Origin of the sequence: Actinomycetospora aurantiaca (assembly GCF_037401875.1) — a bacterium.
Lineage (GTDB): Bacteria > Actinomycetota > Actinomycetes > Mycobacteriales > Pseudonocardiaceae > Actinomycetospora > Actinomycetospora aurantiaca.
Genome location: NZ_JBBEGN010000014.1, coordinates 131,367 through 155,098, shown reverse-complemented (window position 1 = coordinate 155,098; position 23,732 = coordinate 131,367). Strand labels below are relative to the sequence as shown.

Here is a 23,732-nt window from a genome sequence, read left to right as displayed (position 1 = left end):
CTGTTCCGGGGGAACCAGCCGCACCTGCACGCCACGGTGACGCAGCCATGCCGCCAGCGCCACCCACGCGTTGCGGGTCGGTTCCATCACGACCATCACCGGCACGTCACCCTGATCGGCGCGAACCGCCTCGACCGCCTTCCAGAGCGCCTCGAGATCCTCCTTGCCGGTCCGGAAGCGGCGGTTGGTCCACAGCAGCGCGCCGGTCTCATCGGCCAGCGCGGCGCGATGGGCCTCCCGGCATGCCACGTCGATACCCAGCCGGAGCTCGTGCACGGGCAGCCCTTCCTCGTCGTCTCCTCGATCCCCGGCTGACACCGCGACCGCAGCAGGCTTCGACCCGGACATCTGAGCAGGAGTCCGCAACGCGGCTCCGCGTTCCCAACAAGGCCCGCCCGACACGGCCGCGGCACGGGCGTCTCGACGATCAGTGCAAAGGACTGTCGATCCAGTCGGGGCCAGCCGTAGACACCCGCACCGCGAACCTCACCCCAGACCACCTGGAGCTGTGACCAAAGCTAGATGTCGGGGGTTCGCTCTACAGTTCGAATCATGGCCGGGGTGCTGCTCACCGAGACGCCCGGCGGGGACCCGTTCGCCGAGGTCGCCGCCGGGCCGGTGCTCGCAGCCGTCCTGGCCGAGGTGGTCCCGGCGGCGTTGTCGGGGCAGCACGCGGCGGCGTTCATGCGGGCCGCGGCCAGGCAGCGCAACCACGACGACGCGGTGCTGCTGCGTGCCCTGCAGCAGGCGTGCCGGGCGCGGGCGGACACCGTGGAGCGGGTGCACGACGGGCAGTTCGCCCCCGGGATCGCCGCGGCCGGGCTGGGCTGGTCGGAGACGATGGCCTCGACGCGGTACATGCTGGCCGACCACGTGTTCGACCGTGTCCCCGCACTGGGTGAGGCGATGGACTCGGGCTACCTCGAAGAGCGCAAGGCCGCGATCTTCGCCTCCGCGACCGAGGGCCTCGACGACGCCCAGTGCGCCCGGGTCGTGCAGATCGTGCTGCCCGAGGCCGGCGGGCTGGGCTACGCGGCGCTGCGGGAACGGATCCTCGAGGTCGCCCGCGCGGTCGACCCGGACTGGGCCGCCGCCCGCCTGGCCGCTGCCGTCGCCGCCGCGCGGGTCTCGGCGCGCACCGCGCCCTCCGGCGCGGTCGACCTGACCGGGCACGACCTCCCCCCGGACCTGGCCCAGGACGCCAAGCTCCACCTCGACGCCCTGGCCGGCGAGCTGCGCACCCGGCTGGTGTTCCTCGGCAGCGACATCGGTCTGGGGTTCATCCGCGCCCGGCTGTTCCTGCGCCTGCTCGACGGCACCCTCGCCGGCGCCGACGACCACACCGTCCTCGACGCGGTGTTCACCGAACTCTGCAGCGGCATCCCCCGCGACCCCGGCGACGGCCCGCCCGACGAGCCGGACGGTCCTGGGCCAGACGACCCCGGCCCAGACGACCCCGGCCCAGACGACCCCGGGCCGGACGACGGCCCGACCGATGACGGCACGCCCGACGACACGGCCGACGGCCCGCGCCGCGAGCCGGACGACCCCGGACCGGACGACGGTTCCGGAGCCACCGGGCGCGACCGGGAGCCGGACGAGCCCGTCCCGGCTGTGCTCGCGCACCGACGAGGAGTCAGCCTGCGGATGCGGCTGTCCACCCTGCTCGGCCTCGACGACCACCCCGGCGCCTTCCCCGAACTCGGGGGCACCCCCGCCGCATCCGCCCGCCGCGCCGCCGCCGAACTCGGCGCCGCCACCTGGCACGTCCTCGTCCACGACGAGCACGGCACCCTGCGCCACCTGCTGGTCCTGCGCGCTCCACCGCACTGCGCGAGGAACGCACGACACCGCCGGCGCACCGTCGAGATCACCGCCCCGGCGGCACTGCTCGACGCCCTCCTCGAGGACGCACCCGCCGAGCCGTGGCTCGCCGCCCTGCTCACCGCCTACCAACGCTCCCGCGACCTACCGCCCGATCAGCACCCCGCCACCACCACCCGCGACCGCGACCGCCGCCTGCCCGGCGCCGCCCTCGCCCGCTGGATCGACGCTCGCGACGAACGCTGCATCGCCCCCGGCTGCCGCGCCCTCGCCGCCCGCTGCGACCACGACCACACCCTCGACCACCACCTCGGCGGCCCCACCCAGGCCGACGGGCTCGGCAACCTCTGCCGCCACGACCACCGCGCCAAGCACGAAGGCGGCTGGCACTACCACCAACCCGAGCCCGGCCGCTTCGTCGTCACCGACCCCACCGGCACCGTCCACCACACCGGCAGCCGCGTCACCCACCCACTGCCCGACCCCGTCGCAGCCGAGACCCCCGTGCCCCGCTCCATGCTCGAGCACCGCCCCGCCCCCGAACGCCCCGACTACACCGCCCGTCCCACCCGCGACGGCCACTACACCCCGCAGTCCCTCGCCACCGCCGCCCACCTCGCCTGACGACTCGCCGACCGACACCCACCACCACCCGGTGAGGAGGACGACGACCCGCCCTTCTAGGAGGTGCGCTACGTTCTGGGTCTCTCGTCGAAACTCAGGAGGTCCGGTGAGCACCGAGGTCACGCCCGTCGTCCGGGAACGCGCCTACACCTGGGAGGACCCGCGGGCCCTCGCCGCGGCCGCCGGCGGGCGGAGCGGCCTGGAGTTCCTACAGGCGCTGGTCTCGGGCGAGCTCCCGCCGCCGCCGATCATGGCGACGATCGGCGCCGGGGTGGAGTCGGTCGAGGCCGGGCGGGTGGTGTTCACGCTGACCCCGGCCGAGTACCACTACAACCCCATCGGCTCGGTCCACGGCGGGATCTTCGCGACGCTGCTCGACTCGGCCTGCGGGTGCGCCGTCCAGTCCACGCTGCCGGCGGACGTCGGCTACACCAGCCTGGACCTCAGCGTGCGCTTCCTCCGCCCGATGTCCTCCGACACCGGCCCGGTGCGCTGCGAGGGCGTGGTGGTCTCGGCCGGGCGGAGGGTGGTGCTCGCCCGCGCGTCGATCACCGACGCGCGCGGCAAGCTGCTCGGCGAGGCGACGTCGAGCTGCCTCATCCTCTCCTGATGGCGCCCGGCCCGGGCTCGACCCGCACCCGGTCGGTGGGGGCGAGCACGTGCCCGTCCTCGCAGACCTCGCGCAGGTGCACCGGCGCCCCGCAGTCGTGCACCGGGACCGCGGGCGGGCCCTCCGGGCCGGCCCGGTGCCGGTCGCCGAAGGCCATGAGGGCGAGCAGGACCGGACGGAGCTCGTAGCCGGTGGCGGTCGGGCGGTACTCGAGGCGGGTCCGACGCCCCGGCTCGCGGTACTCCCGGGTGGCGACGAAGCCCGCCTCCACCAGGGCGTGCAGCCGGCGCGTCAGCACGTTGCGGGCGATGCCCAGGTGGTCGACGAGCGCGTCGAACCGGGACACGCCGTTGAGGACGTCCCGCAGCACGAGCACGGTCCACGGCTCGCCCAGCACCGTCATCGTGCGCGCGATCGAGCACGTCGCCGAGTCGTACTCCCGCCAGTCCATGGGCCCCAGCGTAGGTGAGTGGCGCGACGAGACTCAGCGTGTCGCGGCCACGGACTCCCGCACCCGCGTCACGAACAGGTCGTGCAGCCGGGCGTCGCCGGTCTGCTCCGGGTGGAAGGCGGTCGCCATCACCGGTCCCTGCCGCACGGCGACGACCTTCCCCGACGCCGGGCCGCTGATGCTCGCGGGGATCCGCGCCAGCACGTCCACCCCGCGCCCCACCGACTCGACCCACGGCGCCCGGATGAACACCCCGCGCATGGGGCCACCGCGGATGCCGGTGACCGACAGGTCGGTCTCGAACGACTCGGTCTGACGCCCGAACGCGTTGCGCCGGACGACGACGTCCAGCGCGCCGAGCTGGTGCTGGTCCGGGCGCGCGTCGATGGCCTCCCGGGCGAGCAGGATCATCCCCGCGCACGACCCGAACGCCGGCATGCCGTCCGCCAGCCGCGCCCGCAACGGCTCCAGCAGGTCGAACGCGACCAGGAGCTTCGAGAGCGTCGTCGACTCGCCGCCGGGCAGGACCAGCCCGGCGACCTCCTCGAGCTCACCCGCCCGCCGCACCGCCCGCGCGTCCGCACCGCACGCCCGCAGCGCGTCCAGGTGCTCGGCGACGTTGCCCTGCAGGGCCAGCACCCCGACGGGGGGTCCCGCCACGGTCGTCATCGTCCCTCCGTCACTGCCGGGAACTACGTGTCCGTCCGCCCCGGGAACCGCGCGCGGTACTCCTCCAGGTGCTGGCTGGCGCACATGCGCTGCTCCTGCTGGCCGTTCGCCTGCGCCATGCACTCGTCGAGGGTGAGTCCCGCGCCGAACTCGCCGGAGCCGACCAGGGTCGGCACGACGACGGCGAGCCCCCAGACCAGTCCGACGATACCGAGCGCGAGACCGGCGAGGGCTGCGCCGCCGGAGCGCTGCGGGTCGCGGAACGCCTTGCGAGCCCCGATGAAGCCGATGACGACGGCCGTGAGCCCGGCGACGACACCGACCCAGCCGACCACCCAGGCCGTGCCGGCGGCGATGACGCCGAGGACCAGCGCGGGCGAGCCCCACCCGCCGAGGCCCCGGCCGTCGTCTCGGCCGCGGACGTCGGCGGGGCGCGAGGTCGTCATGCGCAGGATGGTCCCACGACCCCGCGGCGGGCTACTCCGCGGCGTTCGGGAACCGCTGGTTGAACTCCGTGATGTGCTGCGACTTGCACATGTGCATCTCGTGGGCGCCGTAGGCCTGCTGGAGGCACTGGTCGAGGGTCAGGCCGTCGCCGAAGGTCCCGGTGCCGAACAGGCTCTGCGACACCACGACCGCGCCCCACACCAGACCCACCGACGCGAGGGCCAGGCCGCCCAGGGACAGGGCCCCGTCGGTCGCCAGGCCCTTCCAGGCGCGGCGCGCACCCAGGTAGCCCGCGGCCGCCCCGAACAGACCCAGCACCACACCGGCCCAGCCGCTCCACGCGGTGCCGGCGGCGAGCAGCCCGAGCACCAGCGCCGGGGTGCCCATGCCGTTGCGGCGCTCGACTTCCTCGGCCGGGGCCTCCGACTCCACCGACCGTCCACGCGGCCGACGGGCGGCGGGCGGGACGGGTCCGGCGGGCGGGACGGGTCCGGCCGGCCGGACCGACGCGTCGACCCTCGGCAGCACGTCGGTCGGCGCGTCGACCGGCTGCATCGGGACCACCCGCCGGCGGCCCTCGTTCGTCTCCGCGGTCATCGCGCGTGATCCTCCCACCCGACCCGTGCGGTCGTCACCAACCCCTGGTCGCCAGGCGCTCGGCGGCGGGCAGGTCGGCCGTGGTGCGACCCACCATCGCCTCGCCGAGGCCGGCGGAGACCTTCGCGATGACGTCCGGGTCGTCGTGGAAGGTGGTCGCCTTGACGATCGCCTCCGCCCGCCGGGCGGGGTCGCCGGACTTGAAGATGCCGGAGCCGACGAACACGCCCTCGGCGCCGAGCTGCATCATCATCGCGGCATCGGCCGGGGTCGCGATCCCGCCGGCGGTGAACAGGACGACCGGCAGCCGTCCGGACTCCGCGATCTCGCGCACGATCGGCAGCGGCGCCTGCAGCTCCTTGGCCGCGGCGTAAAGCTCCTGGGTGTCCATCCGCGCGAGGCGGCGGACGTCCGCGCGGATCGCCCGCATGTGCCGGGTCGCCTCGACCACGTTGCCGGTCCCGGCCTCGCCCTTGGAGCGGATCATCGCCGCGCCCTCGCCGATCCGGCGCAGCGCCTCGCCGAGGTTGGTCGCGCCGCAGACGAAGGGGACGGTGAACGCCCACTTGTCGATGTGGTGCGCCTCGTCGGCCGGGGTGAGGACCTCGGACTCGTCGACGTAGTCGACGCCCAGCGACTGCAGCACCTGCGCCTCGACGAAGTGCCCGATGCGCGCCTTGGCCATGACCGGGATGGAGACGGCGTCGACGATGCCGGTGATCATGTCGGGGTCGGACATCCGCGCGACCCCGCCGTCGGCCCGGATGTCGGCGGGCACCCGCTCCAGGGCCATGACGGCCACCGCGCCGGCGTCCTCGGCGATCCTCGCCTGCTCGGGGGTGACCACGTCCATGATCACCCCGCCCTTGAGCATGTCGGCCAGGCCGCGCTTGACGCCGTCGGAGCCGGTCCGGGACGGGCTGGGCTGGGTGGGGCTGGTCATGCGCCCGATGCTAAACGCGACCGCGGGCGACGTCAGTGGTGATGGCCGCTACTGGATCGGCACCGGCGGGTCGGCGGGCGCGATCGAGCCGGGGTCCCCCAGCAGGTCGCCGAGCTGGCGCGGGTAGACGACGTCGACCGTCGCCGCCAGCTCGGTCCGCGTCCACCACCGGTGTCGGCGCACGGTGCGGCGCTCCAGCTCGGTGAACCCCGAGACGTCGATCTCCGGGGCGTCGTCGGGCACCCGCAGCAGGAAGAAGAGCTCGCGGGCGGCGTAGGCGACGCCGTCGTGGCTGAACATCACGTCGCGCACCCACACCGGGCCGTCGAGGTCGCCGGATCCGTCGGCCTCCATCCCGGTCTCCTCCCGCAGTTCGCGCACCGCGGCCTCGACCGGCTCCTCCCCCGGCTCGACCCCGCCGCCCGGGGTGAACCAGAACGTCTCGGTGGGGCGGGCCGGGTCGACGCCCTCGAAGAGCAGGACGCGCTCGTCGGGGTCCAGGACGACCACCCGCGCCGCGTCCCGGGCGACCGCGGGGTCCACCGGCTCGTCGGTGGGGGCCGGCGGCGCCGACGGCTCGGCGATCTCGAAGTACTCCGGGTACGGCGCCGTCCCGGCGAGGCGCAGCGCCCGGACCATCCGGCGCCCCCGCAGCGCCCGGGTGTCGCGGACGGCGTCGTTGTGGATCCGCCGCGCGACCACGACCCGGGCGTCCGCGTCCGCGAGCTCGGCCGACAGGTCCGGCGGCAGCGTCGCGCACTCCAGCGGCGCCCGCCGGGCGACCAGGTCGTTCTCCGCGACCTCCCGCGCGTCCCCGTCGCCCGCCGCCTCGGCGGCCCGGGCCGACGCCCGCAACGCGCGCCGGTCGGTCGGGGAGAGCGCGGACGACGGGGCCGTCGCGGCGACCGCGCGCACGACGGCGGCCCGCCGGTCCAGCGCGGCCACGAGGCCGAGCCGGGCGGCATCCACCCGGACGTGCAGCCGGTCCAGGCGGCGGGCGCGGCCCACCGCGATCAGGGCCGTGACCAGCAGGAACACGACGACGATCGCGACGACGACGACCAGGAGCCACCCACCCGGCCCGAACACGTTCACGCGCCACTCCCCTGTCCCGACCGCCTGCCCGAGGAGATTACTGCCGGTTCGTCGCGGGCCTCGACGCGGCGGGGATCGGCGGCCACGGCCACCTCGTAGACCCGCAGCACGGCCGCGGCCACCGTCGTCCAGTCGAAGGCCCGGACCCGCCGCCGGCCGGCGGCGGCGTAGGCGGCCCGGCGGGCCGGGGCGTCGAGCAGGGCGCGCAGGCCCGCCGTCCACGCGGCGGGGTCGTCCGGCGGGAGGAGCAGGCCCGCCTCCTCGCCGGTGTCGGGGTCGGTGAGCACCCGGCGGAACGCCTCGATGTCGCTCGCGGCCACCGGGGTGCCCGCGGCGAGCCCCTCCGCGACGACGATGCCGAAGCTCTCGCCCCCGGTGTTCGGGGTCGCGAGCACGTCCATCGCGCCGAGTGCCCGGGCCTTGGTCCGCTCGTCCACCGCGCCGAGGACGTCGACCCGGTCGGCCAGCGCGGCCGGGAGCCCGGCGCGCAGTTCGTCGGTGTCTCCCCGCCCGACCACGAGCAGCCGGGCGTCGAGCGGCACCAGCGACTCGAGCAGCGTCGCCATTCCCTTGCGCGGCTCGTCGAAGCGCCCGACGAACCCGACGGTGCGGCTCCCGGCCGGCCGTCCCAGCGGCTCGGCGGCGGCGGTCGCGAGGGCCGCGACGTCGACCCCGTTCGGGATCTCCACGGCGTCCCCGCCGAGGTGCTCGACGTAGACCTGGCGGGCGAGCGGCGAGACCGCGATGCGGGCGGTCACCCGCTCCAGCAGCGGCCGCAGGACCGGCTGGAAGGCCAGCATGGTGCGTGAGCGCGGCGTCGAGGTGTGGAAGGTGGCGACGACGGGTCCCTCCGCGACCGCCAGCGCGAGCATCGACAGGCTGGGGGCGGTCGGTTCGTGCAGGTGCAGCACGTCGAAGTCCCCCTGCGCGAGCCACCGCCGCACCCGGTGCATCGACACCGGCCCGAAGGTCAGCCGGGCGACGGAGCCGTTGTACGGGATCGCGACGGCGCGCCCGGCCCGCGTCACGAAGTCGGGGACCGGGGTCGACTCGCTCGCGGGGGCGAGCACGTCGACGTCGTGCCCGAGCCCGATCAGCGCGCGGGCGAGGTCCAGCACGTGCGCCTGCACCCCGCCCGCCACGTCGAGCGAGTAGGGGCAGACGATGCCGACGCGCACGGGTCCAGTCTGACGGTCCCGTCCCGGCGCTCAGCGCAGGGAGGCCGACACCCGGCTCACCCACAGCATCGCCGCGATCACGCCGAACCCCAGCGTCATCGAGCCGTACGCGCCGCCGGTCATCGCCCAGGCGTTGCCGACGACGACGGTGGTCGCCCCGAGCACGGAGACGGCCGCGGCCCCGGGCCGCCCGTTGCGGCGGAGGTGGCCGGCCAGCGCGAGGCACGCGGCCGCCAGGGCCACGAAGGCGAGCGTGCCGGTGAGCATGTGCCCGACCGCGTGCCAGCTCAGGCCGGCGCTGCCGGCCGGGTCCATCACCAGCACCCCGGCCCCCACGAAGCCCAGGCCGCAGCCGGCGGTGAGGCGGCCGACCCACGGGGCGTCGGGCAGCGCCCGCCGCAGCCCGACCCCGCCGAGGAACACCAGCGTTCCGGCGGCGACGAAGTTCGCGATCTGCACCCATCCCCACGGCCCGGTCGACAGCATGCTCAGCGGCTGGACCGAGAAGTCGAAGTCCGGGCGGACGGCGGCCTGGGCGAGGGCGACGGCGGTCCACAGCGGGGCGCCCACCGCTCCGGCGGTGAGCAGGCGGCGCGTCGTCCGGCGGGCGGCGGTGGCGGTGGTGATCTCGAGCGTGGCGGTCATGGCGTCCTCCTCGGGGTGACGTGCTGTCGGCAGGACGTCGGGCACCGCGATGTGACAGGGAACGGCTACATTCCCTGTCACATCGCCCCGCCCGACGTCATGACGACCGACCCGCTCCACCCAGGGAGACCACGATGCGATTCCTCATGACCACGGGCGAGAACAGCCGGCGGCCCGACGAGGCCCTCTTCGCCGACATGGGTGCGTTCATCGAAGAGATGACCGCTTCCGGGCACCTCGTCATGACCGGCGGCCTCGGCCCGGACACCCGCCGCATGGAGAGCTCCGGCGACGAGGTCACCGTCACCGACGGCCCGTTCGTCGAGGCCAAGGAGGCCGTCCTCGGCTTCGCGATCATCGAGGCCGGGACCTGGGACGAGGCCCTCGAGGTCGCGCGGCGGTTCCGCGCGATCGTCGGGGACGGCCAGTCGACGATCCACCAGGTCTTCGGGCCCTGATGGACCCCGGAGAGGTCGCCGCCGCCGTCTGGCGCTCCGAGTCCGCGACGATCGTCGGGGGCCTGGTGCGGATGGTTGGCGACGTCGGCCTCGCCGAGGAGCTCGCCCAGGACGCCCTGGTCGCCGCCCTCGAGCAGTGGCCGGGCGCCGGTGTCCCCGACGCCCCGGCGGCGTGGCTGACCACGGTCGCCCGCCGCCGCGCGATCGACCACCTCCGGCGCACGGACCGACTCACCGACCTTCCCGACGACGGGCCCCCGCCCCACACCACGGCCGACCCCCCGGACCCGGACGACGTCCTGCGCCTGGTGCTGCTGACCTGCCACCCTGACCTGGCGCGCGAGGAACGCACCGCGATGACGCTGCGGCTCGTCGCGGGGCTGTCGACCGCGGAGATCGCCCGGGCGTTCCTGCTGCACGAGCCGCAGGTCGTCGCGCGGATCGCGCATGCGAAGCGGACGCTCGCGGGTCTGGGCGTCGAGCCGCCGGACCAGCTCGGTGCGCGGCTCGCGTCCGTGCTCGAGGTCGTCTACCTCGTCTTCAACGAGGGCTACACGGCCACCGGCGGCGACGACCTGCTCCGGCCGGCCCTGACCGGCGAGGCTCTCCGCCTCGGCCGGCTGCTCGCGGAGGCGGCCCCCGACGAGCCGGAGGTCCACGGCCTCCTCGCCCTGATGGAGCTGCAGGCCTCGCGGTCGGCGGCGCGGACGGACGCGACCGGGGCCCCGGTCCCCCTCGACGAGCAGGACCGCTCGCACTGGGACGACGCGGCGGTGCGCCGCGGACTGACGGCCCTGCTGCGGGCGCGCGAGGTGCAGCACGGGCCGCCGGGGCCCTACGTGCTGCAGGCCGCGATCGCGGTCGCGCACGCACGCCCGGGGCCCACGGACTGGCCGCAGGTCGCGACGCTGTACGACCTCCTGGCGGCCGTGCTGCCGACGCCGGTCGTGCGGCTGAACCGGGCCGTCGCCCTCGGGCGGGCCCGCGGCCCCGAGGCGGGGCTCGCCGCCGTCGAGGAGCTCGAGACCGAGGGCGGGCTGCGCAGCTACCACCTGCTCCCCGCCGTCCGCGCCGACCTCCTGGGGCGGCTCGGGAGGGACGCGGAGGCCCGGATCCAGTGGCGGCGGGCCGCGGCCCTGACCGGGAACGGGGCCGAGCGCGCGGTGCTGTTGCGCCGGGCCGACGCGCTGGCGGCCGTCGCGGCGACGGGCCCGACGCTCGGGCCTGCGGTCCACCGGTTCCTCGCGCGTGAGGACCTCTCCCCCGCCTCGCGCCGCTCCTACGGCCAGACCCTGCACCGGCTGCTCGGCGCGCTGGGCGACGCCGAGCCGCTCTCCGCACTGGACGCGGACGGGGTGGCCGCGGTCGTCACCACCGCCTGGGGCGTCGTCTCGCCCGCGACGTGGAACCGGCACCGGTCCACCGTCCGGACGTTCGCCGCCTTCATCGGGCGCCCGGAACTCGCCGCGGGGCTCCCCGCCCGACCGGTGGCGGCACGGGCGACGCGACCCGCGACCCCGGTCCCGGACGGACCACCGCGCGAGCGCGCCCTGTGGACCCTGCTCGCCGAGTCCGGCGCGAGTGTGACGGCGGTGCTCGCGCTCGACGTCGCCGACCTCCCCCGGGTGACCTGCTCGCCGACGACCGCGGAGCTGCTCGCGGCCCTCGTCGGGACCAGGAGCGCCGGGCCGGTGTTCCTCTCCGACCGCCGACCCGGACCGACGCGAACGCCCGGTGCGCGGGACCTGTGTCCGCACACCGGGCGTCGCCGACTCTCCTACGAGCGCGCCGAGTACCTGTTCAAACGGGCCTCCGGCGGCTCGACGTTGACGTCACTGCGTCAGGCCGTCATCTCCTCCAGCTCCTTGCCCTTGGTCTCCGAGATCGACCGGTAGACGAAGAAGAAGGAGATCAGCGCGAAGGCCGTGTAGAGGCCGTACGCCAGGGTGAGCCCGATGTCGGCGAGCGACTGGAACGTCACCGTGATGAGGAAGTTCGCGATCCACTGCGCAGCGGCCGCGACGGAGAGCGCGGCGGCACGCAGGTAGTTCGGGAAGATCTCACCGAGCAGGACCCAGACCACCGGACCCCAGGTGATCGCGAACGCGACGACGAACAGGTTCGCCGCCACCAGGGCGATCGGGCCCCAGGCGCCAGGAAGGCCCACGGTCGCCTCGCCGCTCTCGCTCACGGTGGGCACCGACTGCGAGAACGCGACGGCCATGACGCCGAGCGTGACCGTCATGCCGAGCGAGCCCGCGAGCAGCATCGGGCGGCGGCCGACCCGGTCCACGATGAGGATCGCGACGATCGTCGACAGCACGTTGATCAGACCGTTGATCACCGAGGCGGTGAACGAGTCGGACTCCGAGAACCCGACGGCCTGCCACAGCGTCGTCGAGTAGTAGAAGATCACGTTGATGCCGACGAACTGCTGGAACACCGACAGCAGGATGCCGACCCAGACGATCGGCTTGAGGCCGAAGCGCTCGCCGGAGAGGTCGCGCAGCGACGGCTTCACGTCGCGGCGCAGCGAGTCCGCGATCTCGGTGATCTTGTGCTGGACGGACTCCCGCGAGCGGGCCTCCACCGACGCGAGCACCTCGGTCGCCTTCTCCATCTGCCCCTTGGCGACGAGGTAGCGCGGCGACTCCGGGATGCGCAGGGCGAGGACGGCGTAGATCACCGACGGGATGACCCCGACGATGAACATCCAGCGCCAGGCCTCGAGCCCGATCCAGAACTCGTTCGCCGCGCCGCCCGCGACCCCGGCCAGCAGGGCGTCGGAGAGCAGTGCGACGAAGATGCCGAGCACGATCGCCATCTGCTGCAGCGAGGCCAGCCGGCCGCGGATGTGCGCGGGGGCGATCTCGGCGATGTAGGCCGGGGCGATCACGGACGCGATGCCGATGCCGATGCCGGCGATGATCCGCCAGATGATGAGGTCCCAGACGGCGAACGCGAGGCCGGACCCGATCGAGCTGATCGCGAACATCGCGGCCGCGATCAGCATGACCCGGACGCGGCCGTAGCGGTCCGCGACCGGGCCGGCGAACCAGGCGCCGACCGCGGAGCCGAGCAGCGCACAGGCGACCGCGAACCCGGCCAGCAGGGGGCTGTCGTTCAGGTTGAACTGGTTGTTCAGGGCGTCGACCGCGCCGTTGATGACGCTGGAGTCGAAGCCGAAGAGGAAGCCGCCGACGGCGGCCACGATGGAGACGAGGATCGCCTTCGTCGTGGTCTTCGGCTGGTTCCCGGAGGCTCCGGGCGAGACCGACGAGCCCCCCGGCCCGACCGGCTGATCAGTGGTCATGACGTGGTACCTCTCGTGACAGCGGTGTCGGGATGAGTACGTGCCAGGTCGGCCGCGCCGACCATGCCCGCCTCCCAGCCGAGCTCGGCCAGGCGGACCTCCGCCACCGGACGGTGGCCGCGGCCGGTGAGGTGGCCGCGGAAGGTCGCCTCGACCCGCGACCGCAGCACCTCCCCCGCCTCGGACACCCCGCCACCGATGACGAACAACGACGGGTCGAGCACCGCGGCGAGCTGGGCGCACCCGAGCCCGATCCAGCGTCCGATCTCGTCGAAGCAGTGCAGGGCCCCGACGTCGCCCTGCTGGGCGAGCTCGGTGACCATCTCCCCGGTGATCGCGTCCGGCTCTCCGCCGGCGCGCTCGAGCAGCCCCGCGGCGAACGCCGGCGAGTGCCGGGCGATCTCGCGGGCCTCGGTGACCAGGGCGCGCCCGGACCCGTACTGCTCCCAACACCCCTGCAGGCCGCACCCGCACCGGCGGCCGTAGGGGACCATCGTGATGTGGCCGATCTCCGCGGCCACGCCGAAGCCGCCGCGCAGCAGCCGGCCGCCGACCACGATGCCGCCGCCGACCCCGGTGCCGATGGTGATGGCCACGAGGTCGTCGTGGTCGCGGCCCGCGCCGAAGCGCGACTCCGACCACGCCACCACGTTCGCGTCGTTCTCCACCACGACGGGCAGGTCGAGCGCGGCGGTGAGCTTCGACCGCAGGTCCTCGTCGCGCCACGCCAGGTTCGGCGCGAACATCACCGTGGACCGCTTCGCGTCGACGAACCCGGCCGCGCCGATGCCGACCGCGTGCACCTCGTGCGCCCCGGCCAGCTCGCGGACCGCGTCCGTGATCCCGGACAGCACACCCTCGGTCGACTGGGCGGGCGTCTCGCGCCGGGTGTGCGCGATCAGCTTCCCGTCGCCGTCGACGACGCCGGCGGCGATCTTCGTGCCGCCGACGTCCACCCCGACGGTCAGGCCGTCGTCGGGGACCTCCCCCGGTTCGGTCATCCGAGCACCTACTTCGTCGCGAGCTCGTGGGACGCCAGCTTCGCGACGTCGATGGTGCCCATGTCGGTGACCACGATGTCGGCTCCCTCGCCCGCCAGCGCGTCGGTGTCGTCCGCCCGGGCGACCCCGATCGCGGCGAACTCGCCGGCCTTGGCCGCCTGGATGCCGTTCGTGGCGTCCTCGCAGACGAACGCGTCGCCGGGGTCGACGCCGAGTTCCTTCGCCGCCGTCAGGAAGATCTCCGGGTGGGGCTTTCCCTGGGCGAAGTCGCGGCCGGAGACGTCGACGTCGAAGACCTCGTGGAGGTTCCCGGAGCCGCCGTAGTTCGCGAGGTCGATCTTCTCCAGGAAGAGCTTCGCGTTCTTCGACGACGAGGCCGCGGCGATCGGGATGCCCGCCTCCTTCACCGCGATCACGAAGCGGACGGCGTCCTCGTAGGCCGAGAACCGTCCCTCCTTGATGAGGCGGATGATCATCTCCTGCTTGTACTCGCCGTACTCGGCCACGCGGGCCTCGACGTCGGGCACGCCGAAGTACTCCAGCGCCGCCGTCGCGCCGGCCTTGCGCGGCTTGCCCGACATGCGCTGGTGGTAGACCTCGGAGGTGAAGGCGTCGCGACTCCACGACGTCTGCTCGCGGATGTCGGACCAGGGGCCCTCCATCAGCTCCTGCAGGGACTCCCGCCACGCCTGCTCGTGCGGCGAGTCGACGAGCACGCCGTCGACGTCGAAGATGCCGCCTCGAAAGGCACCGTTCGCTGCCACTTCTCCTCCTCAGACGTGCTCGAGCTCGGTGGGACCGGGAATCTGCGTGGGGTCGTCGACGAGGCGGACCGCGGCCCGGTCGCCCGCGCCCATCTCCCGCACCTCGCCGCCGATCCCGACGCGGATCGGGTGCGAGAAGCCCTCGGTGGCGACCTCGACGACCAGCTCCCCGCCGGTGACCGACACGTGCAGCGACGTGCCCTGGAAGACCATCGAGTAGCGCAGGCCGTCGAGTCGCGTGGTCACTCGCGGCTGGAAGTGCAGGACCCCGTCGCGCACGTCGCACCCGACGTACGCGCGCTGCAGGAGGTCGAGGGTCCCCGACATGACACCCATGTGGATGCCCTCCTTGGTGGTGCCGCCCTGCACGTCGCCGACGTCGGACTCGAGCGCGACCATGAAGCGCTCCCACGACGACGACGGGTCGATCCCGGCCAGGACCGCGGCGTGCGCCACCAGCGACAGCGTCGAGCCGTGCGAGGTGCGGTGGTCGTAGTAGTCGATCGCGCGGCGGGCGAAGTCCGGGTCGTCGGCGATCTCGCCGTAGCCGAGCCGGTCGAGCGTCTCGCGCAGTTCGACGTCGGAGAACAGGAAGAACAGCATCACCGCGTCGGCCTGCTTGGCGACCTTGTAGCGGTCCGGGTCGTCGCCCTCGGCCTTGAGGATGCGGTCCATGCGCTGGATGTTGGTGTGCTTCGCGCGGTAGCCCTCCCAGTCCAGCTCCTCGAGGGCCTCGTAGCCCTCGAACTGGCTGACCACGCGGTGCCCGTCGCCGACGTCGTGGGTCGGGACGTACATCAGCCGCGTCATCTCCTCCCAGCGCGCGATCTCCGCGTCGGTGATGCCGAGGCGGCTGCGCAGGGCGCGGCGGCGGCTCCCGGTCAACAGGTCGAGCACCTTGGGCGCGGTGGAGCAGATCCACGCCACCATGACGTTGGTGTAGGCGTTGTTGCGCAGCCCGCCGGTCTCGGCACCCGGGTAGCCCTCGTGGAACTCGTCCGGCCCCATGACGCCGTGGATCTCGTAGCGGCCGGTCTGCGGGTTCTTGTGGGCGATCGAGGCCCAGAACCGCGCGATCTCGAGCATCAGCTCGGCGCCGTAGTCGCGCAGGAACTCCAGGTCGTCGGTGGCCTGGTAGTACTGCCAGACGTTGTAGAAGATCGCCGCGTTGACGTGGCGCTGGTTGTGCGAGTGGTCCGGGTCCCACTGCCCCGAGAGCGGGTTGAGGTGGACCACCTGGGTCTCCTCGGTGCCGTCCGACCCGGACTGCCACGGGAACATCGCCCCCGAGTAGCCGGCCTCGGCCGCCGCCGCCCGGGCCTCCGCGAGGCGCCGGTAGCGGTACATCAGCAGCCCGCGGGTGATCTCCGGGAGCCGGAAGTTCAGGAACGGGTAGACGTAGAGCTCGTCCCAGAAGACGTGGCCGCGGTAGGCCTCGCCGTTGAGCCCGCGGGCCGGCACCCCGGCGTCGTGGCGGGCGGTGTGGCGGGAGCAGACCTGCAGGATGTGCGCGGTGTGGAAGCGCAGCAGCAGCTGTACGCGGGGTTCCGACGGCAGGTCGATGGCGCAGACGTCCCAGAGCTCGGTCCAGGCCGACTCGTGCTCGGCGAAGGCCTCCGCGAAGTCGGGGTAGCGCTCGACGTGCCGGCCGGCCGCGGTCAGCGTCTCGGTGATCGCGTTGTCGTGGCTGGTGAAGAACGAGACCAGCTTCTCGACCTTGATGGCCTCACCCTCGTGCGCCTCGAGGTCGAGCACCTGCTGGATGTAGTCGTTCATCTGGTGCAACGTGCGCTTCGGCTCGACGGCCTGCCACGAACGACCGCGGCTGCGCGCGATGCGCGTGCGGGCGGCCTCGGAGACGTAGAGGTTCGACTGCCGCGTGCGCACCTTCAGCGCGATGATCTCCGGGCCGAACGTCCGCGGGGTGACCGGGTCGAGGTGGCGTCCCTCGAGGTCGCGGTAGCGGGCGACCATGGTGTTGTCGACGCGCCCGTCGATCGCGGTGACGATGCCGATCTGCCCGGACCAGTTCTCCGGGGTCAGCACCCACTCCAGCGCGGCCTGGTGGCTGTGGGCCATCGACACGAAGCGGCGGCTGCGCAGCGTCGTCTCGCGACCCTTGCGGTCGCGGAAGCGCATCGTGCGCGTGACCAGCGCGGTGCGGATGTCGTAGGTGTGCTCGTAGTCCAGCACCTCGACGTTGTCGAGGGTGATCGCCTCCTCGCCCTCGATGCGCAGCATCAGGGTGAGCCAGTTCGGGAGGTTGACCAGGTCCTCGTTGAGCACCGGGCGCCCGCCGAGGATCGTCGTCTCGCGGTTGTAGGCGCCGTGGGCGTAGGTGCCGGCGTAGTGCTTCGGCGGCTCGGTCTCCTCCCACTCCGCCGCACCGCGGGTGCAGAAGTAGCCGTTGCCGGTCGAGGACAGGGCCTCGCGCAGGCCCTCCTCGTCGGGATCGAGGCCGCGCCAGGTGAGGGTCCAGCCTTCGGACTGCTCGTCGGTGGTCACCGTCGTTCTCCTCCTACTGCCTGACTCGGGTGTCAGCGGGCGAGCGAATCGAGGAAGGCACCGACCGCGTCGACGTCGGCGAGCACCGCGGCGGCGGTGGTCTCGCGGGCGTCGGCGTCGGCCGGGTCGATCACGAGGACCCCGAGCCCGCCGTCGGCGATGCTCGGGGCGGCGAAGGCGTCCTCGTCGGTGATGTCGTCCCCGACGTAGATCGGCAGGACGCCGGGGCGGCGCAGGTCGAGCACGTCGAGGAGGTGCTCGACGGCCTTGCCCTTGTTCCAGTCGATCTTCGGCTGGATCTCGTGCACGAACTTGCCGGGCGTCACCCGGAGCTCGCCGGGGTGCGCGGCGAGCACGTCGTCGACGAGCTGCTGCACCTGCGGGTGGGCCGACGGGTCGACCGCCCGGTAGTGCAGGGCGACCGACGCGTGCTTGGGCTCGACGAGCGTGCCCTCGACGCTCCCGGCGCGCTCCTGGACCTCCCGCGTGACCTCGGCGACGAGGTCCTCGAAGCCCTCCGAGGCGTCGTGGGTGATCCGGCCGGTCTCCGGGCTGTGGATGTCGAACCCGTGGCTGCCCGCGACCACGAGGTCGTCGAGCCCCATGAGCTGGGAGATCACCGGCCGGTCGCGGCCCGAGACCACGCACACGCTGGCCCGCTTCGCGAGCTCGGAGACGATGCGGCGCATCTCGTCGGTCATCACGGCGTCCATCGGCCGGTCCACGATCGGGGTGAGGACGCCGTCGTAGTCCAGGAAGACCGCGTAGGACGGGTCCGCTGCGCCCCGCTCGGTGAGCACCGTCCCCGGATCGGGCAGCTGCGACGCTCGTGCGCTCATCGATGCGACCTCCACGTCGGCGGGCGCCCGGTTCCGCCGGGAAAGTTCCCCGACGCCTTGTGACGCTGTTCACAGGCTAATTCGAGCACGGTTCGCGGTCAACGGATGAACGCGACGAGCCGATCTTGACATGCGCCGTATGCCCCGTCCCGAGCCCGCATACACCGGGCCTCAGCGCGCGTCGAGCACGTGCTCGAGGGCCAGGGCGACCGCCCCGAGGACGTGCGCGTGGGCGCCGAGGCGGGCCGTCGTCAGCTCCACCCCGTCCGCCGCCCCGGGCAGCGCCCAGCGCTCCAGCGCGGCGCGCATCGGGTCCAGCAGGAGCTCCCCCGCCTGGGCCAGCTCGCCGCCGACCACGACGCGCGCCGGGGTGAGGACGCTGCAGAGCCCGCCGATCGCACGACCCACCTGCCCGCCGGTGTCCGCGAGCACCCGCCGCGAGGGCGCGTGTCCGCCGCGGGCACGCGCCACCACCTCCCCGACCGTCAGCGGGGCGCCGAGCAGGGGCTCGAGCAGGCCCACCACGGTCGCCGTCGAGGCCCAGGTCTCCAGGCACCCGCGGTTGCCGCACCGGCACACCGACCCGCCGGGCGGGCCACCCGAGTCGTCGACGACGACGTGCCCGATCTCGCCCGCGGTCCCGGCGCGTCCCCGGTAGGGCCGGCCGCCCAGCACCAACCCGGCCCCGACGCCGTCCGAGAGCTTGAGGTAGATCCCGTCGTCGACGCCCTGGAGCGCCCCCCATGCCTGCTCGGCGAGGGTGCCGAGCATGGCGTCGTTGTCGACGACGACGGGTACGCCGAGGCGCTTGCGGGCCAGCGCGGCCGCGTGGATGCCGACCCAGCCCGGGAGGATGCCGGGCTCGCCGACGGCGCTCGTCCGGGCGTCGACCGGGGCGGGCAGACCGATCCCGACGGCGAGCAGGTCGGTCCGGGCGACGCCGGCGTCGGCGAGGGCGTCGTCGAGCAGCCCGGCCGCGGCGTCGAGGCCGTGCGCGGCCTCGTGCCCCTCGGCGAGGTCGGTGCTGCGCTCGGCGAGCAGCCGGACCGAGGCCCCGTCGTCGTCCGCCGGGTCGCGGACGCCGGCCATCGTCGTCGCGCCGATCCCGACGCGGACGTGCCGGTGCCCGAAGTCGATGCCCGCGACGACCCCGGGCAGCGGGGCGAGGCGCACCGCGCGCACCCGGCGGCCGCCCCGGACCGCGGTCGAGGCGCTCAACCTGCCCTCGCGGCACAGATCCCGCACGATGTTGGAGACCGTCGCGGGCGCGAGCCCGGTGGCGGCCGCGATCCCGGACTGGGTCGGTTCGCCCGCCGCCAGGACGGCGTCGAGCACGCGTCGACGGTTCGCCTCCCGCAGCCCGGCCGGTGAGCCGGGCCCGACCGTGTTCATCGGTTGAACGTAGCGCGTCGCTGTGGCTTGTGCCACGTTCTGCCCGTACACCGGCTGAATGCAGCCGCGGAGCGAGGCGGACAGAGGAGCGCTAGCGTCCGTCCGCGTGAGCGACTCGGACGCCGACCTCGCCGATCTGCGCCAGACCGTGATCGACGCCCTGGCCGCCGGGCGGACCGCGTCGCAGGTCTACGACCACGAGGGCCGGCTCCGGTGGGTCTCCGACCAGATGCTGGAGCTGGCCGGCGCGGACCCCGAGTCCGAGGTCGGCCACGGGATGCACGTCGACGAGGGCCTGGAGCTGCCGATCTGGCAGGCCATGCTCGGCGAGGAGACCCGGGCGGAGCTGCGGCGCGACCTGGGGCGGCGCCTCGACCCCGCGACCGACCTGCCGCCGGTCTGGGTCTCCACCGTGGAGCTGCACCTGGCCCACCGGGAGCGCCCGGTGGGGATGCTCGGCCTCGCCGTGCGCACCCGCGACGGGACGCTCGCCGGGACGGCGACCGTGTACGCGCCCCTGCTCCCCGCGCGGGTGCTCGCGCTGGTCAGCGAGGGCGACGAGGCCATGTTCACGCGGATGGCCGACCTGACCGAGCCGGGACGTCGCCCGACCGCCGTGCTGTTCGCCGACATCGACTCCTCGGGGCCCCTCGCCCGCCGGCTCCCCACCCCGGCGTACTTCGACCTCGTCCGGCGCTTCACGACGATGTTCGACGACCTGGTCGCCCGCCACGGCGGCATCGTCGGCAAGCACGCGGGCGACGGCGCGAGCGCCTTCTTCCTCGCCGAGGACACCGACTCGGCGGCCGCCCGGGCGGCGCTCGCGGTCGCCCTGGCCCTGCCCGGCGAGCTCTGCTCGATCGTCGCCGACCTCGCGGCGGACGGGGTGGGCGTGTCCGACGACGACTGCCGCATCAACGTGGGCGTGCACTGGGGCGCCGACCTCTACATCGGCCAGATCGTCACCGGCGGGCGCCTGGAGGTGACCGCCCTGGGCGACGAGGTCACCGAGTGCGCGCGGATGGAGCACGTCGCGTCCGGCGGGCAGACGCTCGCGTCCAAGACCCTGGTGGAGCGCCTCGTCGACGACGACGCCACCGCCCTGGGGCTCGACCCCCTGCGCCTGACCTACCGCCCGCTCGGCGACCTCGCGGTCGACGACCCGAAGGCCCGCCGCGACGCGGGGACGCTCGCCGTCGTGGACCTGACCCCCGCGGACTGAGTCCGAGAGCGACACCACGCAGGTCCCGGGGCACCAGAACCTGCCCCACGTCGCACTCGCGACCGGCGCACCCACCCGCCGCCGGACCCCTTCCTCCGAGAGCGACACCACGCAGGTCCCGGGGCACCAGAACCTGCCCCACGTCGCACTCGCGACCGGCTGACTGTCCCGCCGCCGGACCCCTTCCTCCGAGAGCGACACCACGCAGGCCCCGGCGCACCAGAACCTGCCCCACGTCGCACTCGGGTCCGGCTGACTGTCGGACCCCTCGGGCACAGTGCCCCCATGACCGATCTGCACGGGGCAGTCGTGGTGGTGGCGGGCGCGACGCGCGGAGCCGGGCGCGGGATCGCGGCCGCGTTCGGCGAGGCGGGGGCGACCGTGGTGTGCACGGGGCGGTCCAGCCGCGCCGGGCGCGCGGACGTGGTGTCGGACTACGCGGGGCGCCCGGAGACGATCGAGGAGACTGCGGAGCTGGTCACGGCGCTCGGGGGCACGGGCATCGCCCGCCAGGTCGACCACCTCGAGCCCGACCAGGTGGCGGCCCTGGCGGCCGAGCTGCGCGCGGAGCACGGCGGCATCGACGTGCTCGTCAACGACATCTGGGGCGCCGAGGACCTCAAGGGCGCACCCCCGGAGTGGGACACCCCGGTCTGGGAGCACGACCTCGCCGTCGGGCTGCGCATCCTGCGGCTGGCGGTCGACACCCACCTGATCACGTCGCACCACCTGCTGCCGCTGCTGCTGGCGCGGCCGGGCGGGCTGGTCGTGGAGGTCACCGACGGCACCACGGCCTTCAACGCGGAGAACTACCGGATCTCCGCGTACTACGACCTCGCGAAGGTCGCGGTGAACCGGCTCGGGTGGTCCCAGGGCCACGAGCTCGCCCCGCACGGCGCCACGGCCCTCGCGGTGACGCCGGGGTGGATGCGCTCGGAGCTGATGCTCGAGGCGTACGGCGTCACCGAGGAGACGTGGCGCGACGCGCTCGAGCGGGCGCCGGAGGGCTTCGCGCAGTCCGAGACGCCGCGCTTCGTCGGGCGCGGCATCGCGGCGCTGGCCGCCGACCCGGAGCGGGCCCGGTGGAACCAGGCGTCGGTGACCGCGGGCGAGCTGGCCCGCACCTACGGCGTGACCGACCTCGACGGGACGCAGCCGGACGCCTGGGCCCTCCACTGACGCGCGGTCACCAGCCGTGGGTCTCCAGCCAGTGCCGGCTCACCGTCCGCCGGACCTGGTTGCCCAGCGAGCTGACGCCGATGTCGTAGGCGTGGTTGGCGTACGGGATGCGGACGAGGGTGGCGTCCACCCCGGCCCCGCGGGCGGCGTCGACGAAGTCCGCCACGCCCTTCGGCGGCACCAGCTCGTCCTCGGTCGGCCCGAGCACCAGGGTCGGCGGGGCCGCGGGCGTGATCGCCGGGACGCCGGCGATCGCCGTGTAGCGGTCCGGGACCTGGTCGGGCGTGCCGCCGGTGTAGGTCTCCTGGAACCCCCGGGCGGCACCGCCGGGCTGTCCGGGGTAGTTGCCCTGCTCCCAGGCGCCCACCGGGTCCACGGCCGGGTACTGCACCAGGACGCCGCGCGGCACCGGGACCCGGCCGCCGCACGCGGAACGCTGGGTGCCCGAGGCCGCGCGGTAGGCGACCGACACCGCGAGCTGCCCCCCGGCCGAGTCCCCCGCGAGCACGATCCGTCCGGGGTCCCCGCCCAGGCCGGGCGCCAGCCCCGCGACCTGGGTGAGGGCGCACGCCACCTGGGCGCCCGCGACGTCCCAGGTCGGGCGGCCGGGGGTCGCGAGGGTGTAGCCGACGCTGATCACGAGCCGTCCCTGCTCGGCGAACCAGCGCATGTCCGCGGAGTTGTCGAGCTCGGAGCCGCCGACCCAGCCCCCGCCGTGGACGTACACGAGCACCGGCACCGGGCCGGGCGCCCGACCCGGTCGGTAGAGCGCGGCGTGCAGCGGTGCACCGTCGGGGCCGGTCCCGTACCGCGGGTAGCCGTCCGGCATCGACACCGCGCCGTGCGGGTCGACCGCGCGCAGCAGGTCCACCGATCCCCCGGCCTGCCCCGCCGCGCCGACCACCTGCCCGACGACGACGCCGAGCGCGACCGTGCCCACCACCCCGAGCACGGCCACCCCGGTGCCGGCCCGCCGCAGTCGCAGCCGCGTCGCCAGGGCGAGGAGCACCACGACGAGACCCACCACCACGAGGGTCGGCCCGTAGCCCTGGACGATCACGGTGGCGTGCCCGGACACCGCCCCCAGCCCGGGGACGAGGGCGCCCAGTGCCACCAGCGCCACCGCGACGGCGGCGGCGCCCAGCACGACCAGGGCGACCCCACCGAGGACGGCACCGGCGAGACGTCGGCGCGGGGCGCGGGTGGGCGTCACGGGCGCCGAGACTACGGGGACCGCGGCCGGGTGATCGGCACCTCGATCAGGTACCGATCGGCGCGCACGAGCGCGTCGACCCACTCGACGACCACGCCGTCCTCGTCGCGCGAGGTGCGCACGAAGCGCCAGGCGGGGCTCCCGGCGGCGACCCCGAGCAGCACCGAGTCCTCCTCGGTGACGAGGACCGGCTCGACGCCCTGGGTCCCGTCGACCACGCGGCGGCCGTGGCGTGCGGCCAGCAGGTCGTACCAGGACACCCCGTCGTCGAGCTCCCGGCCGTCGAGGTCCGGGGCGATCGACCGGGGCACGTGCAGCAGCTCGCGGGCCATCGGCTCGTCGTCGGCCAGCCGCAGCCGGGCCACGCGCAGCACCTCCGCGCCGGGCTCCAGGGCCAGCACCGCGGCCAGCTCGGCGTCCGCGCGGATCTCGTCGCACCACAGCAGCCGGCTGTCCGGGCGCAGCCCGCGCCGCGCCATGTCGTCGCGGAACGACAGCGCGTCGAGCGGCTGGGCCGGCGCGGTCCGCCGCGCGTAGGTCCCCGCGCCGTGCCGCCGCTCCACGACCCGTCGGCTCGTCAGTTCGGCGAGCGCCAGGCGCACCGTGGACCGCGAGACCGCGCACGTCTCGGCGAGCTCGCGCTCGCCGGGCAGCAGCGCCCCCGGTCCGAGGGTGCGACAGAGCCGCTCCACCACGGTCTGCACGTGGGAGACCCGGGACGGCGACACTCCCCGGTCCTACCACGACTTGCCGGTACCGCGGG

The 23,732-nt window shown here is 74.4% G+C and carries 23 protein-coding genes; 6 read left to right on the top strand and 17 right to left on the bottom strand.

The features are described from left to right. The coding region (locus WCD74_RS23250) for an IS110 family transposase (protein WP_337697266.1) at positions 1 to 276 on the bottom strand (276 nt) is incomplete at its 3' end. Positions 277 to 552: 276 nt separating this feature from the next. Between WCD74_RS23250 and WCD74_RS23245 the strand changes: the two genes are divergently transcribed. Both WCD74_RS23245 and WCD74_RS23240 read left to right on the top strand, forming a co-directional pair. After that, entirely contained in the window at positions 553 to 2,448 is a 1,896-nt protein-coding gene (locus WCD74_RS23245) for an HNH endonuclease signature motif containing protein (protein WP_337697265.1), read from the top strand. A gap of 106 nt (positions 2,449 to 2,554) precedes the next feature. After that, complete coding sequence (locus WCD74_RS23240) at positions 2,555 to 3,058, top strand: PaaI family thioesterase (RefSeq protein ID WP_337697264.1); 504 nt, start codon at positions 2,555 to 2,557, stop codon at positions 3,056 to 3,058. Here the strand turns inward: WCD74_RS23240 and WCD74_RS23235 are convergent. From WCD74_RS23235 to WCD74_RS23200, 8 genes are read right to left on the bottom strand one after another with little or no spacing between them, the layout of a single operon-like run. Then, positions 3,045 to 3,509 (bottom strand): winged helix-turn-helix transcriptional regulator, encoded by a 465-nt coding sequence (locus WCD74_RS23235; RefSeq protein ID WP_337697263.1) that lies wholly within the window; start codon positions 3,507 to 3,509, stop codon positions 3,045 to 3,047. The genes WCD74_RS23240 and WCD74_RS23235 overlap by 14 nt on opposite strands. Positions 3,510 to 3,542: 33 nt before the next feature. Beyond that, complete coding sequence (gene pdxT, locus WCD74_RS23230; protein ID WP_337697262.1) at positions 3,543 to 4,178, bottom strand: pyridoxal 5'-phosphate synthase glutaminase subunit PdxT; 636 nt, start codon at positions 4,176 to 4,178, stop codon at positions 3,543 to 3,545. Between the two features lie 23 nt (positions 4,179 to 4,201). Continuing rightward, on the bottom strand, positions 4,202 to 4,624 hold the full coding sequence (locus tag WCD74_RS23225) for a hypothetical protein (protein WP_337697261.1): 423 nt from the start codon (positions 4,622 to 4,624) through the stop codon (positions 4,202 to 4,204). 31 nt (positions 4,625 to 4,655) lie between these two features. Then, entirely contained in the window at positions 4,656 to 5,222 is a 567-nt protein-coding gene (locus WCD74_RS23220) for a hypothetical protein (RefSeq protein ID WP_337697260.1), read from the bottom strand. A 34-nt stretch (positions 5,223 to 5,256) separates the two neighbouring features. Then, a complete protein-coding gene (pdxS, locus tag WCD74_RS23215) occupies positions 5,257 to 6,165 on the bottom strand; it encodes a pyridoxal 5'-phosphate synthase lyase subunit PdxS (protein WP_337697259.1) in 909 nt (302 codons plus the stop codon). A 48-nt stretch (positions 6,166 to 6,213) separates the two neighbouring features. Further along, positions 6,214 to 7,260 carry an NUDIX hydrolase gene (locus tag WCD74_RS23210; RefSeq protein WP_337697258.1) on the bottom strand — a complete coding sequence of 349 codons (1,047 nt, stop codon included), beginning with the start codon at positions 7,258 to 7,260 and terminating at the stop codon, positions 6,214 to 6,216. After that, positions 7,257 to 8,438 carry a glycosyltransferase family 4 protein gene (locus WCD74_RS23205; RefSeq protein ID WP_337697257.1) on the bottom strand — a complete coding sequence of 394 codons (1,182 nt, stop codon included), beginning with the start codon at positions 8,436 to 8,438 and terminating at the stop codon, positions 7,257 to 7,259. Before WCD74_RS23205 ends, WCD74_RS23210 begins: the two co-directional genes overlap by 4 nt. 30 nt (positions 8,439 to 8,468) lie before the next feature. Then, positions 8,469 to 9,083 carry a DUF998 domain-containing protein gene (locus WCD74_RS23200; RefSeq protein WP_337697256.1) on the bottom strand — a complete coding sequence of 205 codons (615 nt, stop codon included), beginning with the start codon at positions 9,081 to 9,083 and terminating at the stop codon, positions 8,469 to 8,471. 146 nt (positions 9,084 to 9,229) lie between these two features. Here WCD74_RS23200 and WCD74_RS23195 point away from each other — a divergent pair, with 146 nt between their 5' ends. Beyond that, positions 9,230 to 9,541 carry a YciI family protein gene (locus WCD74_RS23195; protein ID WP_337697255.1) on the top strand — a complete coding sequence of 104 codons (312 nt, stop codon included), beginning with the start codon at positions 9,230 to 9,232 and terminating at the stop codon, positions 9,539 to 9,541. Continuing rightward, complete coding sequence (locus WCD74_RS23190) at positions 9,541 to 11,436, top strand: DUF6596 domain-containing protein (RefSeq protein ID WP_337697254.1); 1,896 nt, start codon at positions 9,541 to 9,543, stop codon at positions 11,434 to 11,436. The genes WCD74_RS23195 and WCD74_RS23190 overlap by 1 nt, the downstream gene beginning before the upstream one ends. Here the strand turns inward: WCD74_RS23190 and WCD74_RS23185 are convergent. From WCD74_RS23185 to WCD74_RS23160, 6 genes are all read right to left on the bottom strand, one after another. Continuing rightward, entirely contained in the window at positions 11,382 to 12,854 is a 1,473-nt protein-coding gene (locus tag WCD74_RS23185; RefSeq protein ID WP_337697253.1) for a sugar porter family MFS transporter, read from the bottom strand. The genes WCD74_RS23190 and WCD74_RS23185 overlap by 55 nt on opposite strands. Then, positions 12,851 to 13,855, bottom strand: coding sequence for an ROK family glucokinase (locus tag WCD74_RS23180; protein WP_337697252.1), 1,005 nt, complete (start codon positions 13,853 to 13,855; stop codon positions 12,851 to 12,853). Before WCD74_RS23180 ends, WCD74_RS23185 begins: the two co-directional genes overlap by 4 nt. Before the next feature lie 8 nt (positions 13,856 to 13,863). Then, positions 13,864 to 14,619, bottom strand: coding sequence for an HAD family hydrolase (locus tag WCD74_RS23175; RefSeq protein WP_337697251.1), 756 nt, complete (start codon positions 14,617 to 14,619; stop codon positions 13,864 to 13,866). 9 nt (positions 14,620 to 14,628) lie between these two features. Further along, complete coding sequence (locus tag WCD74_RS23170; RefSeq protein ID WP_337697250.1) at positions 14,629 to 17,124, bottom strand: glycoside hydrolase family 65 protein; 2,496 nt, start codon at positions 17,122 to 17,124, stop codon at positions 14,629 to 14,631. A 32-nt stretch (positions 17,125 to 17,156) separates the two neighbouring features. Further along, positions 17,157 to 17,963 (bottom strand): trehalose-phosphatase, encoded by an 807-nt coding sequence (otsB, locus tag WCD74_RS23165; protein WP_337697249.1) that lies wholly within the window; start codon positions 17,961 to 17,963, stop codon positions 17,157 to 17,159. A gap of 171 nt (positions 17,964 to 18,134) precedes the next feature. After that, positions 18,135 to 19,355, bottom strand: coding sequence for an ROK family transcriptional regulator (locus WCD74_RS23160; protein ID WP_337697248.1), 1,221 nt, complete (start codon positions 19,353 to 19,355; stop codon positions 18,135 to 18,137). Between the two features lie 106 nt (positions 19,356 to 19,461). Here WCD74_RS23160 and WCD74_RS23155 point away from each other — a divergent pair, with 106 nt between their 5' ends. Together WCD74_RS23155 and WCD74_RS23150 are read left to right on the top strand one after the other, a co-directional pair. Next, complete coding sequence (locus WCD74_RS23155) at positions 19,462 to 20,577, top strand: adenylate/guanylate cyclase domain-containing protein (RefSeq protein WP_337697247.1); 1,116 nt, start codon at positions 19,462 to 19,464, stop codon at positions 20,575 to 20,577. Between the two features lie 285 nt (positions 20,578 to 20,862). Further along, positions 20,863 to 21,756: an SDR family oxidoreductase gene (locus tag WCD74_RS23150; RefSeq protein ID WP_337697246.1), complete on the top strand. Its 894-nt coding sequence runs from the start codon at positions 20,863 to 20,865 to the stop codon at positions 21,754 to 21,756. A gap of 7 nt (positions 21,757 to 21,763) precedes the next feature. Here the strand turns inward: WCD74_RS23150 and WCD74_RS23145 are convergent, their stop codons facing one another. Next, complete coding sequence (locus WCD74_RS23145) at positions 21,764 to 22,969, bottom strand: alpha/beta hydrolase (RefSeq protein ID WP_337697245.1); 1,206 nt, start codon at positions 22,967 to 22,969, stop codon at positions 21,764 to 21,766. Between the two features lie 11 nt (positions 22,970 to 22,980). Continuing rightward, positions 22,981 to 23,673, bottom strand: coding sequence for a GntR family transcriptional regulator (locus tag WCD74_RS23140; RefSeq protein ID WP_337697244.1), 693 nt, complete (start codon positions 23,671 to 23,673; stop codon positions 22,981 to 22,983). Positions 23,674 to 23,732 lie beyond the last annotated feature (59 nt).